We start from the raw sequence: 13,515 nt of genomic DNA, 5'->3' as shown, positions 1-13,515 counted from the left end.
GCGCGCCATGGGTGATATTGCCGGGCTGCGCTACGCTTTTGAGCGGTACTTTCTGATTTCCTGTCGTCTGCCGAGCGTTACATGCCTGACCTGCTAGACCTGTACCGGCTGACACCGGGTAGCTACCACGAGATGCTCGACAGCGAGGGCAACCTGCGCGCGCATTGGCGGCGGCTGTTCGACCAATTGCAGCGCAGCAGCGTGCTGCAACTGGCCCAGCGCCAGGCGTTGCTGACGCGACAAATTCAGGAAAACGGCGTGACCTATAACGTCTACGCCGACCCCAAAGGCGCCGACCGGCCGTGGGAATTGGACCTGCTGCCCCATCTTCTGCCCGCTGATGAATGGCAGAAAATCGCCGCCGGCATCGCCCAGCGCGCCAAGCTGCTCAACAGCGTATTGGCCGATCTGTACGGCCCGCAAACCCTGATCGCCAAGGGCTTGCTGCCGGCAGAATTGATCTTCGGTCACAACAATTTTCTCTGGCCGTGCCAAGGCGTCGAACCGCCGGATGGCACGTATTTGCATGTGTACGCCGTGGACCTGGCGCGCACGCCCGATGGCCGCTGGTGGGTCACGGCCGACCGTACCCAGGCGCCGTCGGGTGCGGGTTATGCCCTGGAAAACCGGCAGATCGTTTCCCGGGCGTTTCCCGAGCTGTACCGCGATTTACAAATTCAGCACCTCAACGCCTTCTTCCGCACCTTGCAAGAAACCCTGGCCCGCCAGGCGCCCACCGACGGCGAGGTGCCGCTGGTGGTGCTGCTGACGCCGGGGCGCTTTAACGAAAGCTACTTCGAACATTTGTACCTGGCGCGCCAGCTCGGTTATCCGCTGGTAGAAGGCGGCGACCTGACGGTTCGCGACGCCACCGTGTACCTGAAAACCCTCAGCGGCTTGCGCCGTGTGCACGCGATCATGCGCCGCCTGGACGACGACTTCTGCGACCCGCTGGAGCTGCGCACCGACTCCGCCCTCGGCGTGCCGGGGCTGCTCGAAGCGGTGCGCCAAGGCCGCGTGCTGGTGGCGAACGCGCTGGGCAGCGGTGTGCTGGAGTCGCCGGGTTTGCTCGGCTTTTTGCCGCAGATCAATCAGCATTTGTTCGGCGAAGATTTGCTCTTGCCCTCTATTGCCACCTGGTGGTGCGGCGAAGAGCCGGTGCTGGAGCAGGCGCTGGAAAAACTGCCGGAGCTGCTGATCAAACCGGCCTTCCCGTCGCAAAGTTTCACCCCGGTGTTTGGTCGCGACCTCAGCCAAGCGCAGCGCGACGCCCTGGCCAAACGCATTCGTAAACGCCCCTACGCCTATGTGGCGCAGGAACTGGCGCAGCTGTCGCAGGCGCCGGTGTGGCAGCCGGAGAATGGGCAGTTACAGCCGCGCGCCATTGGCATGCGCGTGTACGCCGTGGCCGATGCCGACGGTTATCGCATTCTGCCCGGCGGCCTGACGCGGGTGGCCACCGAGGCCGACGCCGACGTGGTGTCGATGCAACGCGGCGGTGCCAGCAAAGACACCTGGGTGCTGGGCGAGCCGGCGCCGGGCGGGGAAACCAAGCCCAATCCAAAGAACCTCGGCGGCCTCGGCTTGGTGCGGCGCGACCCGTATCTGCCGTCGCGCATCGTTGAAAACCTGTTCTGGTTTGGCCGCTACTGCGAGCGCTGCGACGACAGCGCGCGACTGCTGCGCATCATGCTGGCGCGCTATGTCGAGGGCGACGATCCGCTGGCGCTGCAAGCGGCGGTGGAATTGGCCGAAAGCCTGAAACTGCTGCCCGAAGCCGGCGACCTGCACGACCGCTTGCTGGTCGCTTTGATGGGCCCGGATTGGCCCGCCAGCCTGCGCGCCAACCTGCTGCGCTTGCAGTGGGCGGCCTCGCAAGTGCGCGGCAAGCTTTCGCGGGAAAACTGGCAAGCGCTGGTGCAGCTGCAACACGACGCGCAGATTCTCGACAGCGAAAAACCCGACTTCGGCGAGCTGCTGGATTTTCTCAACCGCTTGGTAATGTCACTCGCCGCGCTCTCGGGGTTTGCCCTGGACGACATGACCCGCGACGAAGGCTGGCGCTTTTTGATGGTGGGCCGGCAAATCGAGCGCCTGCAATTTCTCAGCAGCAGCCTGGCCGAGTTTCTTCATGGCGTGGCGGTGTTCGATCAGGTCGGCCTGGAATGGCTGCTGGAGCTGGGCAACAGCAGCATCACCTACCGGTCGCGCTACATGGCGGTGCCGCAGTTGATTCCCGTGCTGGACTTGCTCTTGCTCGACGAGCAGAACCCCCACGCCGTGCTGTTCCAACTGCGGCTGGCCGTGCGCTCGCTGAGTCGCCTTAACGAAGATTTCGCCGCGCCGCGCGAAGTCGGGCTGTCGCTGTTGGCTGAGCGCCTGGCGGCATTCGACCTCGGCAGCCTGGAGAACCAGTTGTTTGGCGTGACCAGTCTGCGGGCGGTGCTGGACGGTTTGGTGGTGCTGCTCAAGCAGGTATCAGAAGCGGCCGGCCATGCCTCGGACCGCTTAGCGCTGCGCCATTTCGCCCATGTCGATGACGTCAGCAAGCAAACGGTGTCGGTGTAATGAGCGCGCGCTACCAGATTCTTCACGACACCCATTACCGCTACGACAGCCCGGTGTCGCTGGCCCAACAACTGGCGCATTTGTGGCCGCGCCCGAGCCCCTGGCAGATTTGCGTGGAGCAAGAGCTGCACATCAACCCGGAGCCCACCAGCCGCCGCGATGAGCAGGATGTATTCGGTAACCCGGTTACCCGCCTGGCCTTCGAACGGCCCCACGACGAGCTGCAAGTGAATGCCCGCCTGGTGGTGGAACTGCGCGAGCAACCGGCGCTGGATTTTCGCCAATCGCCCGCCTGGGACCACACCCGCAGCGTGCTCACCTACAACGGCAAACCCAAGCCTGACGCGGTGCTCGACGCCTGCCGCTTCTGCTTCGAGTCGCCGTATGTGCGCTTGAAAAAAGCCTTCTCCGACTACGCCGACAGCTGCTTTCCGCCCAGCCGCCCGCTGTTGCTTGGCGTGCAGGCGCTGATGGAAAAAATCTTCCGCGAATTCACCTTTGACGCCGAAGCCACCCAGGTGGCGACGCCGCTGGTGGAAGTGCTGGAGCGGCGCCGTGGCGTGTGCCAAGACTTCGCCCACCTGATGCTCGCCTGCTTGCGCTCGCGCGGTTTGGCGGCGCGTTACGTCAGCGGCTACCTGCTCACCCAGCCGCCGCCCGGTCAACCCCGCCTGATCGGCGCCGACGCCTCCCACGCGTGGGTATCCGTGTATTGCCCGACGCTCGGCTGGGTCGACTTCGACCCCACCAACAACGTGCGCCCGGCACTGGAACACATCAGCCTCGCCCGAGGCCGCGACTTCTCCGACGTCTCACCGCTGCGTGGTGTGATTTTGGGAGGCGGAAGCCATGATCCTGACGTGCAGGTGACGGTAATTCCGCTGTAAGGCCAATCGCAGGTTCTGGATGCTTTTTGTAGGAGAGGCTTTAGCCTCGATGCTCTTGATGGTTGAAGAGCATCGAGGCTAAAGCCTCTCCTACAGGTGTTCGCGTGTGCGAGCCGCAAGCGCTGTCGGCCGCCCGGCCTGGCTCACTCTCCCTCCACCCACCGTCATTCCCGCGCACGCGGGAATCCAGAGTCTTGAGCCGAGCGGCGTTGCTTGGACAATCACCGCGCCTGGATCCCCGCGTGCGCGAGGATGACGGGTGTTTTGTTCGAGGCATTCGGTCAAGTCAGGCCTTTCCGCAATCCACGTAGGCCTTGGTTTTTATTTTATGTGGAACTATAGTGCCAACTCTGTAGGAAACAAAAACTCACAAAAAGCCTAGCGGAGCCCGCCATGCGTATCGCCACCTTGTCTGTATTAGCCGTTTCCGTGTTGCTGGCCGCGTGCGGCGAGCCGGAGAAACCGGCGGTGACCCACGTTGATTTCCAGAAAGAACTGCAAGCCAAGCTGATCAAGGCCAAGGCCGGCGACGTTATCGACATTCCCGCCGGCACCTATCAGCTCGATCGCAGCCTGAGCCTCAAGGCCAGTGGCGTGACCATCAAAGGCGCGGGCATGGACAAAACCGTGCTCAGTTTCAAAGGTCAGAAAAGCGGCGCCGAAGGGCTGCTGGTGGATGCCTCCGATTTCACCATCGAAGACTTGGCCTTCGAAGACACCAAAGGCGATTCGCTGAAAGTCGTCGGCGGCAAGAACATCATCATCCGCCGCGTGCGCACCGAATGGACGGGCGGCCCGGCGACCGAGAACGGCGCCTACGGCATCTACCCGGTGCAAACCGAAAACGTGCTGGTGGACGGCGTGGTGGCCATCGGTGCATCGGATGCCGGCATTTACGTCGGCCAGTCGCGCAACGTGGTGGTGCGCAACAGCCGGGCGGAGAAGAACGTGGCCGGTATCGAAATCGAAAACACCATCGGCGCCGACGTCTACGACAACGTCGCCACTGGCAACACCGGCGGCATTCTGGTGTTCAACATGCCCAACCTGCAGCAGGCCGGGCGCGCCACCCGGGTGTACAAAAACAAGGTGCAGGGCAATAACCACGACAACTTCGGCCACAAGGGCACGCCCGTCGCGAGCGTGCCGGCGGGCTCCGGCGTGGTGATCAACTCCAACGATCAGGTGGAAATTTTCGACAACGATATTGGCGAGCATAAAACCGCCAACCTGATCGTCAGCAGCTACTTCAGCACCGGCTACACCAACCTCTCCACCGCCGATGGCTTCGACCCGTATCCAGAAAGCATCTACATCTACGGCAACCGCTTTGGCCCAGGCGGCGACAGCCCGGACAACCTCGAACTCAAAGCGCTGCGCATCAGCCAGTTCGGCCTCAGTGGGCGCCTGCCGGACATTCTTTGGGACGGCTACGTCAACGTCGATAAAGTCAAAAACGGCAAGCTGCCGCCTGATCTGGCGATTTGCGTCGATAACGGCGCCGCGCAATTGCTCAACGTCGATGCCCCCAACGGCTACAAAAACATCAGTTCCGACATGAGCAGCCACACCTGCAGCCTGCCGAAACTGCCGGCCATCGAACTGGCCTCGGCCAAAGCGGGGCAGGGTGCATGAAGGCATGGTTTGTGTTGGCGGGCGCGCTGCTGCTGGCGGCGTGCTCCAAGCAGTCGGCACCGTTGTACTTGCCCGAAGGCGAGAACTACCCGCAAACCCTGAGTGAGTGGGGCATGTTGAAACTCGGCGACGGGCATTTGCAGCCGGTCGCTGAGGTCACGCCGTATGACCTGAATACGCCGCTGTTCACCGATTACGCGCACAAGATGCGCACCGTGTGGATGCCCAAGGGCGAAGCGGCGGCGTATGGCGAGGAGCATTTCGACTTCCCCGTCGGCACCGTGCTGAGCAAAACCTTTTACTACCCCAAGGATGAACAAGGCCGCCTGCGCCGCAACAACCAGGACGACCGCGACCCCAGCACCGGCCTGACCCTGGCCCGCGTGCATCTGGTGGAAACGCGCATTTTGCTCAAGCAGAAAAACGGCTGGGTGGCGCTGCCGTATGTGTGGGACGAGAAACAACAGGAAGCACACCTGGAACTGGCCGGCGACAGCCAAAGCCTGAGCCTGCTCGACGACGCCGGGCAAACCCTGGCCGTGGGCTACGAAGTGCCAGATGCCAACCAGTGCGCCGGCTGCCATGAGGAAAGCCATGGCCAGGGCATCAATCCGCTGGGACCGAAAGCCCGGCATCTGAACAAGGACGTGGCGTACGCCGACGGCACCGCTAACCAATTGCAGCACTGGCAGCAAAAGGGCCTGCTCAGCGGCTTGCCGGCCGAACTGGCGGGCGTGCCGCAGAACGCGCTGTGGGGCCATCCGCGTGCGGGGGAAACCCTGGAGAAACAAGCGCGCAGCTACCTCGATGCCAACTGCGCCCACTGCCACAACCCGAAAGGGCCAGCGCGGACGTCGGGGTTGATGCTCAATCTGGCGACGGCCACGGGCATTCACAGTGGCATCTGCAAGCAGCCGGTGGCGGCGGGGAAAGGGTCGGGGAATCGCTTGGTGGATATTCATCCGGGCCAGCCGGATGAGTCGGTGCTGATCTACCGCATCGACAGCACCGACCCCAGCGTGATGATGCCCGAGCTGGGGCGCTCAGTGGTTCATCGCGAAGGGGTGGAGATGCTCACGCGCTGGATTGCCAGCCTGGAGGGCGGTTGCTGACCGGCGCGAGCGGGCAGGTTACTCGCTGGGCTTGTCGTCGACTGCGTCGGTGTCTGGCTCAGCGCTTTCTTCTGGCTGCTCGGCTTGTCCGTGGGCCAGTTTGCGCTGGCGCTTCTCTTCTTTCTTCTGTTCTTTGGCAAGGTCGCGCTGTTGCTTGGCGAAGTTGTAATTGGGTTTGGCCATAAAGTCCTCTGCTGGTGTCGGTGCGCATTGCCTTTGAGTAAAGCCCACGCGCAGTGATTTGCGCAGTGGGCCAGGCAGTTGGCTGAAGGTGTCAGGTGGGCGTGCGGTCTACCCATTTGGGCGCGACCGAAGGTTTCCAATCCGCCATGGCGGCAATCAGGTCGGTGGGTGACTCGTTGATTTGCAGCATCTCCCGGTGCGGCGCCCGCACGAAGCGTTCGGCCACCAGGTGATCGAGAAAGTCATTGAGCTTGGCATAGAAGCCGTTCACTTCCAGCAGGCCCAACGGCTTGCTGTGGTAGCCGAGTTGGCCCCAGGTCCAGACTTCAAATAATTCTTCCAGCGTACCGAGGCCGCCGGGCAGGGCGATAAAACCGTCGCTCAGTTCGGCCATTCGCGCTTTTCGTGCGTGCATGCCGTCCACCACTTCCAGGCGGGTGAGGCCGGTGTGGCCGATCTCGGCGTCTTTCAGCGATTGCGGGATGATGCCGATTACTTCGCCGCCGGCCGCAAGTGCCGCGTCAGCGACCGTACCCATCAAGCCGACCTTACCGCCGCCGTACACCAGGCGGATGTTTTGCTCGGCCAAGGCACGGCCCAGATTCACCGCCGCTTCGGTATAAACCGGGTTGGCCCCCGGGCTGGCACCACAGAACACACACAGCGAACGCAACGACATAAGCCACTCCACAGACAAAAATGCGTCCACAGGGTAGCCGCTGACGGCGCGCTCACCAAGGTTTAAACGTGGCGCAGTTCATCGGCGCACGTACCGCTGGCGCCACAGGCGTAGGCAGCGAGCAGGCTGCGGATCAGGTCGTTGAATGTCATGGCAAGCGCCTCGTCGAATGAGCGCTTAGGCTACGTAACGCCGAGCGTTTGAGCCGTTTAATTGTTTCGATGAGCGCCATAGCACCTTGGCCGTGCGGCTTTTTGCCTCGCGTTTGCTTGAACTCGACTGTGTTATCAACCGTCTGTTTAAACACGTACTACCTGTTCGTCACTGTTAAACCGGGCGCATTGCCCACCCTGCCAAGGAGTTCACCATGCTTCGCAAGCTCGCACTCGCTTCCGTACTTTCGCTGGCCAGCCTTCAGGCATTCGCCGCCGATTGCTCCGTCACCGTCGACTCCACTGACCAGATGAGCTACGACACCAAAGAAATCAAAATCAGCAAAAGCTGCAAAACCTTTACCGTAAACCTGACCCACAGCGGTTCGCTGCCCAAAAACGTCATGGGCCATAACCTGGTCATCGCCAAAACCGCCGAAATGGCTGGCGTAACCGGCGACGGCATGGGTGCTGGTATCGACGCCAACTACCTGAAAGCCGGCGACGACCGCGTAATTGCCCACACCAAAATCATTGGTGCTAGTGAGAAAGACTCGGTGAGTTTTGACGTGAGCAAACTGAAAGCGGGCGACGATTATTCGTTCTTCTGCTCGTTCCCGGGCCACTCCAGCATGATGAAAGGCGCTGTGACCTTGGTTGACTAAGGACGGCTTTCTGGTCGTCGGCCATACGGCGTTGAAGGCTTAGCGCCGTTTTTTTGTGGGAGCGGCTTTAGCCGCGATGCTCTTAGCTTCAAGAGCATCGCGGCTAAAGCCGCTCCTACAATAAAAAAGCAGCTTCGGGCGCTACCGCGAATCCGTCATTTTGAAGATGCCCTGGGCGTTGCTGCTGTCGAAATGCAGGTCCAACTCGCCCGTCTCTTCATCCACTTCCCGCTGAATAAATTCCACAAACGAACCCGGTACGGTGCGCTGCACGGTTTTGCCGTGGGCGTCGATAAAGTCGCGGTGCACTTGCACGGCTTTGTAGGCGGTTTGCATGACGCGGCGGGAGCTGGAGGTTTCGATGCTGTCTTTCATCGGTCGTTGCAAGGTGCGCTGGTGGTCGACCACCGCTTGCAGGTCGCTTACGCGGTCGGTGAGGTGGTTGAAGCGGTTGCCTTCGGTGGCGATCCAGGCCATTTCCGCGCTTTCGCTGAGCAACGCCTGGTAATCACTTTCCTGAACCGTCGCGTGCTGGCAGTCGAAGGCTTGGTACAGGGCGGGCAGCAAGTGCAGGGCGGCGGCCACGGTGCAATGGCGGGTTTGGCGCAAGGTGCGCAGCGTGGCCAGGTGCTCGGCGGTCAGTGGGTCGCGGCTGGTTTCGCAGACGCGGGTGACGGCCTGCTGAAAGGCTTCGCTGAACCGGCCTGGGTGCAGTTCCGAGACAAAGAACTGGGCGATGTCGGCGGGCAGGTCCATCTGCCGGTAGGCGTAGCCGGTCATTTTCAGTTTGGTCAGGGGATACGTGCGCACATCGGTAAAACCCAGCGGTTCCAGCAAGCGCGTGAAGGCATGGCGGCCCCGGGGCAGAGCGCCGTTCTCGGGCCAGTCGACGGTGCGGATGGCGCCGTGGTCGAACACCACCTGGCGGCCGTCTTGGCGCTGCTCTTCTACATACAACCGGCCGTTGGGCACCGCTTCCACCAGTTTATGGAACAGGCTCAGGTTCAGCGCTTCCGCCAGCCACACGCGGTGCAGCTGTTGCTCGGTGTTGGCGAAGCCGGCCAACCCTTCGGGAATGGCGACATGGGCAAACACCCACTCGGCGGCGGCCTCGCCGAGGGTGGCAGCGACAAGCTGGAACAAGTGGGCATCACGGGACATGGCGGCGGCTCTTGGGCTATATCGTGTGGCTATCAAACCTGTCGATACAGCGAGCGACAAGCGAAAAAAACTGCCGGGTTCATTCCATAAATTCGTATTCGCGGCTTAGTCGATCTGCTCGTGAATCCAGCGCACGAAGTCGCGCACTTTTGGCACTTCGGCGGCGTGTTCAGCGTACGCCAGGTAATAGGCGCTGTTGCTGGTGAGGCTGTGTTGCCACGGGATCACCAGCTTGCCTTCGGCCAGTTCTTCCTCCACCAGAAAGCGCGGCAGCAGCGCCACGCCGCAGCCGACCTGGGCGGCGCGAATGCACATGTAAAAACTGTCGAAACGCGGGCCGTGGTAGCTGTGCTCGGTGTGTCGGTCCTGGCTTTGAAACCACTCGTGCCAGGCTTCCGGGCGGGTGGCGTTTTGCAGCAGCACCAGGTCGGTGAGTTGGGTGGGATCGGTAAACGGTTCGGCTGGCAACACGCTTGGGGCGCAGACCGGCACCATTTCCTCGCCAAACAAGCGCACGCATTCGGCACCCGGGCGAGCGCTCTGGCCGAAGTAGAACGCCACGTCGCTAAGGCCCTGCGCCAGTTCGTCGGGCTCCAGCTCGTTGCGCACGTCCAGGTGAATATTCGGATGACGCAGCCGCCAGCCTTTCAAACGCGGCACCAACCAGCGCGCGCCGAAGGTCGGCAAGGTGGCCACGCGCAGCACCTCGGTTTCGCCGCCATAGGAGCGCAGGTAGTGGGTCGACATTTCCACCTGCGTCAGAATTTTGCGCACCTCGGCCAGGTACAACGAGCCGGCCGGGGTCAGTTGCAAACTTCGGCGCACGCGGCGAAACAGCAAGTGCTGCACCACCTCTTCCAACTGCGCCACCTGCTTGCTCACGGCGCTTTGCGTGAGCGCTAGCTCTTCCGAGGCGCGGGTAAAACTCAGGTGCCGCGCCACCGCTTCGAAGCATTGCAGGGCGGTCAGCGATGGCATGTGGCGCTTGAGCATGGCGGTAGTCGGTCCGGCGGCGGGCGATTGAGGGTTTGGCATTACTAAACGGAATGATGTGTGGAGTAAAGGTCGTTTGTTGCGCGCAGGCGAGCCGGCTATTACTGCTGCCATCACATTTCACCCGTTGGTTAAAAGGTGCCGGACATGGTTGCTGCATTGCTGAACAAATTGGGCGTTGCCCCGTCGCGTTATCAACAGGGCGCCCACGCGGTGCATTCACCTATCGACGGCAGCCAGATCGGCACGGTCGAGCTACAGGATGCCGCCTCTGTGCAGGCGCAGATCGGCCAGGCCGAAGCCGCCTTTCAGGCCTGGCGCCAGGTGCCGGCACCGCGTCGCGGCGAGTTGATCCGTTTATTCGGCGAAGCGCTGCGCGCGCACAAGGCCGAGCTGGGCGAGTTGGTGTCGTGGGAAGCCGGCAAAATTACCCAGGAAGGCTTGGGTGAAGTGCAGGAAATGATCGACATCTGCGACTTCGCCGTCGGCCTGTCGCGCCAGCTTTATGGCTTGACCATCGCCTCCGAGCGCCCCGGCCACCACATGCGTGAAACCTGGCACCCGCTGGGTGTGGTCGGCGTAATCAGCGCGTTTAACTTCCCGGTTGCCGTGTGGGCGTGGAACACCACGCTGGCCTTGGTGTGCGGCAACTCGGTGGTGTGGAAACCGTCGGAGAAAACCCCGCTCACCGCTCTGGCGTGCCAGGCGTTGTTCGACGGCGTGGCCAAGCAATTCAGTGATGCGCCGGCCCACCTCAGCCAAGTCATCATCGGTGCCCGGGAAGCTGGCGAAGCGCTGGTGCAGGACCGTCGCGTGGCGTTGATCAGCGCCACCGGCAGCACGCGTATGGGCCGTGAAGTGGCGCCGATTGTGGCGGCGCGCTTTGCCCGTTCGATTCTGGAATTGGGCGGCAACAACGCCATGATCCTCGCGCCCAGTGCCGACCTTGACATGGCCGTGCGCGGCATTCTGTTCAGCGCCATCGGCACCGCCGGCCAGCGCTGCACCACCTTGCGCCGCCTGATCGCCCACGAATCGGTGAAAGACGAAATTGTCGCGCGCCTGAAAACCGCCTACGCCAACGTGCGCATCGGTCATCCGCTGGAAGGCAATCTGGTCGGGCCGCTGATCGACAAGCAAAGCTTCGACGGCATGCAAGCCGCGCTGGAGCAGGCCAAGCAAGAAGGCGGCACGGTGTTCGGCGGCGCTCGCCAACTCGAAGACACCTTCCCCAACGCCTACTACGTGGCCCCGGCCATTGTGGAAATGCCCGAGCAGAGCGCCGTGGTTCGCCACGAAACCTTCGCGCCAATTCTTTACGTGCTGACCTACAGCGACTTCGCCGACGCCATCCGCCTGAACAACGACGTGCCGCAAGGCTTGTCGTCCTGCATCTTCACCACCGACGTGCGTGAAGCCGAGCAGTTTATGTCGGCTGTGGGCAGCGACTGCGGCATCGCCAACGTCAACATCGGCCCGAGCGGTGCGGAAATCGGCGGCGCCTTTGGCGGCGAAAAAGAAACCGGCGGCGGTCGCGAGTCCGGCTCGGATGCGTGGCGCGCCTATATGCGTCGGCAGACCAACACCGTTAACTATTCCCGTGAGTTGCCGCTAGCCCAGGGCATCACTTTCGACTGATTCATACGCCGCTCCGTTCTGTAGGAGCCAGCTTGCTGGCGAATGCCGCAACGCGGTCTCCACCTGATCGCGAAGCTGTCCCGTCGTCCCTGCGCGCTTTCCTATTTTGGTCCGAGGTCTTGCTATGCCGTTACAGCAAGCATGTTTGTGGGAACAGGTCACCGCGCAGCGCCCGAAAGCCGAGGCGTTGACGGGTGATTTGAAGGTGGATGTCTGTGTGATCGGTGCCGGCTTCACCGGCTTATCCACAGCGCTGCACCTGCTTGAACAAGGCAAACGCGTCGCCATTGTCGAGGCCCACGAAACCGGCCACGGCGGTTCGGGGCGCAACGTCGGGTTGGTAAATGCCGGCATGTGGATCGCGCCCGATGACGTCGAAGCCGGACTCGGTCAGGCCGTCGGCAGCAAGCTGGTGGCGGAGATGGGGAACGCGCCGTCGCTGGTGTTTTCCCTGATCGATAAATACGCCATCGACTGCCAGGCCCAACGCCAGGGCACCTTACACATGGCCCACAACGCCAGCGGCACGGCCGATTTGCAAAGCCGCTGTGCGCAATGGGTGCGTCGCAGCGCGCCGGTGGAAATGATCACCGGCGCGGCCTGCCACGCCGCCACCGGCACCAAACGCATCGATGCGGCGCTGCTTGATCGCCGCGCCGGTACGGTCAATCCCATGGGTTATGTCAGCGGGTTGGCCAGGGCCGTGGTCGGGCTTGGCGGGCAGCTGTTTCATCACTCGCCCGTTACCCGGCTGGAGCGTCAGGGCGCGGACTGGTTAGTGGCCACGGCCAAAGGCTCGGTGCTTGCCGAGAAAGTGGTGCTGGCTTCGAACGCCTACACCGAGGGCGAATGGACGGAGCTGCGGCGTAACTTTTTCCCCGGCGGCTATTACCAAGTGGCCTCGGTGCCCCTCAGCGGTGCGGCGGCCGACAGTATTTTGCCGGGCGGCCAGGGCTCGTGGGACACCCGCCAGGTGCTCAGCAGTATTCGTCGCGACGCCGACGGCCGGCTGCTGCTCGGCAGCCTCGGCAGTGCCGTCAACAAACCGATGTGGGCCGTGCGCGCCTGGGCCGACCGCATTCAACAGTTCTACTTTCCGCAATTGGGGAACGTGGAGTGGGAATGCACCTGGACCGGCACCATCGCCTTTACCCCCGACCACCTCATGCGCCTGTTCGAGCCGGCGCCGGGGTTGGTGGCTGTTACCGGTTACAACGGTCGCGGCGTGACCACGGGCACGGCGGTTGGCCGCGCGTTCGCCAACTATTTGCTCACTGGCTCGCGTGATGCGCTGCCCATGCCGTTCCAGCCCATGAACGGCATCAGCGCGCCCGGCCTGCGCAGCGGGTTGTACGAACTCGGCTTCTCGCTGTACCACGCAGGGCAATGTTTGCGAGTAGTGATTTAAGAACGGCCCGAACCCTGTAGGAGCGGCTGGGCGGCATTCCGATTAGCCGCGATGCATTTGATCTTTTAAAAGCAGAATGTAGGCGACCCCCAGCCCACCATTGACTCCCGACCAGTACAGCTATGTGCCGTTTTCCACCCGAAACGCGACCTGCTTCCGGCAATGCCGAACCGCTGCACTAGCCTGTATTGGTGCGCGTGCCCGCATTTCGCGCACCAGCGGTGTGCACTTCGGTGACAAGTACAGTTACGACGAGTTGCCCCGATTGGGGTGCTTGGTTGCTCTTGTCCGATCGTTAGGTTGCTCTTAATTTTTTCAATGGGTTGCACCTTGAGGTTTTCATGGGTTGCACCCTCCGGATGTAGAGCCTTTCGCAGCCGTTGGGAAAACCTTTCGAGTTTTTTTCGCGAATTAAAAAGTGTGTGGCACGCCGC

The 13,515-nt window shown here is 62.3% G+C and carries 11 protein-coding genes; 7 read left to right on the top strand and 4 right to left on the bottom strand.

Annotated features, from left to right (window positions below; all coding sequences use genetic code 11):
• Window positions 1-81: 81 nt before the first annotated feature.
• The 4 genes from AC0IW7_RS06850 (at window position 82) to AC0IW7_RS06835 (ending at window position 6,202) form a co-directional block, all read left to right on the top strand.
• Window positions 82-2,568, top strand: coding sequence for a circularly permuted type 2 ATP-grasp protein (locus tag AC0IW7_RS06850; protein WP_471816638.1), 2,487 nt, complete (start codon window positions 82-84; stop codon window positions 2,566-2,568).
• Window positions 2,568-3,455, top strand: coding sequence for a transglutaminase family protein (locus tag AC0IW7_RS06845; protein ID WP_463384047.1), 888 nt, complete (start codon window positions 2,568-2,570; stop codon window positions 3,453-3,455). Before AC0IW7_RS06850 ends, AC0IW7_RS06845 begins: the two co-directional genes overlap by 1 nt.
• Window positions 3,456-3,848: 393 nt before the next feature.
• Window positions 3,849-5,090 carry a parallel beta-helix domain-containing protein gene (locus AC0IW7_RS06840; protein ID WP_471816636.1) on the top strand — a complete coding sequence of 414 codons (1,242 nt, stop codon included), beginning with the start codon at window positions 3,849-3,851 and terminating at the stop codon, window positions 5,088-5,090.
• Window positions 5,087-6,202, top strand: a complete 1,116-nt coding sequence (locus tag AC0IW7_RS06835) for an SO2930 family diheme c-type cytochrome (protein ID WP_471816634.1) — start codon at window positions 5,087-5,089, stop codon at window positions 6,200-6,202. The genes AC0IW7_RS06840 and AC0IW7_RS06835 overlap by 4 nt, the downstream gene beginning before the upstream one ends.
• A gap of 18 nt (window positions 6,203-6,220) precedes the next feature.
• On the opposite strand, the gene AC0IW7_RS06830 is transcribed toward AC0IW7_RS06835, so the two are convergent.
• The gene (locus AC0IW7_RS06830) at window positions 6,221-6,385 is read right to left on the bottom strand and encodes an MPN domain-containing protein (RefSeq protein WP_163016470.1); all 165 of its coding nucleotides are present in this window, start codon (window positions 6,383-6,385) and stop codon (window positions 6,221-6,223) included.
• Window positions 6,386-6,476: 91 nt separating this feature from the next.
• Window positions 6,477-7,064 (bottom strand): LOG family protein, encoded by a 588-nt coding sequence (locus AC0IW7_RS06825; protein ID WP_471816632.1) that lies wholly within the window; start codon window positions 7,062-7,064, stop codon window positions 6,477-6,479.
• Between the two features lie 367 nt (window positions 7,065-7,431).
• Here AC0IW7_RS06825 and azu point away from each other — a divergent pair, with 367 nt between their 5' ends.
• Entirely contained in the window at window positions 7,432-7,881 is a 450-nt protein-coding gene (azu, locus tag AC0IW7_RS06820) for an azurin (protein WP_471816630.1), read from the top strand.
• A 141-nt stretch (window positions 7,882-8,022) separates the two neighbouring features.
• Here azu and AC0IW7_RS06815 read toward each other — a convergent pair whose 3' ends face one another.
• Complete coding sequence (locus tag AC0IW7_RS06815) at window positions 8,023-9,042, bottom strand: 2-oxoadipate dioxygenase/decarboxylase family protein (protein WP_471816628.1); 1,020 nt, start codon at window positions 9,040-9,042, stop codon at window positions 8,023-8,025.
• Between the two features lie 105 nt (window positions 9,043-9,147).
• Window positions 9,148-10,035, bottom strand: a complete 888-nt coding sequence (locus AC0IW7_RS06810; RefSeq protein ID WP_122451558.1) for a LysR family transcriptional regulator — start codon at window positions 10,033-10,035, stop codon at window positions 9,148-9,150.
• A 147-nt stretch (window positions 10,036-10,182) separates the two neighbouring features.
• On the opposite strand from AC0IW7_RS06810, the gene amaB reads away from it, so the two are divergent.
• Both amaB and amaA read left to right on the top strand, forming a co-directional pair.
• Complete coding sequence (amaB, locus tag AC0IW7_RS06805) at window positions 10,183-11,673, top strand: L-piperidine-6-carboxylate dehydrogenase (protein ID WP_471816626.1); 1,491 nt, start codon at window positions 10,183-10,185, stop codon at window positions 11,671-11,673.
• Window positions 11,674-11,797: 124 nt separating this feature from the next.
• The gene (gene amaA, locus AC0IW7_RS06800; protein WP_471816625.1) at window positions 11,798-13,081 is read left to right on the top strand and encodes an L-pipecolate oxidase; all 1,284 of its coding nucleotides are present in this window, start codon (window positions 11,798-11,800) and stop codon (window positions 13,079-13,081) included.
• The last annotated feature ends 434 nt before the right edge of the window (window positions 13,082-13,515 follow it).

This window comes from Pseudomonas sp. AC229, from assembly GCF_979254655.1.
The sequence above is the reverse complement of the archived record's forward strand: the minus strand, read 5'-3'. Positions and strand labels throughout refer to the sequence as shown.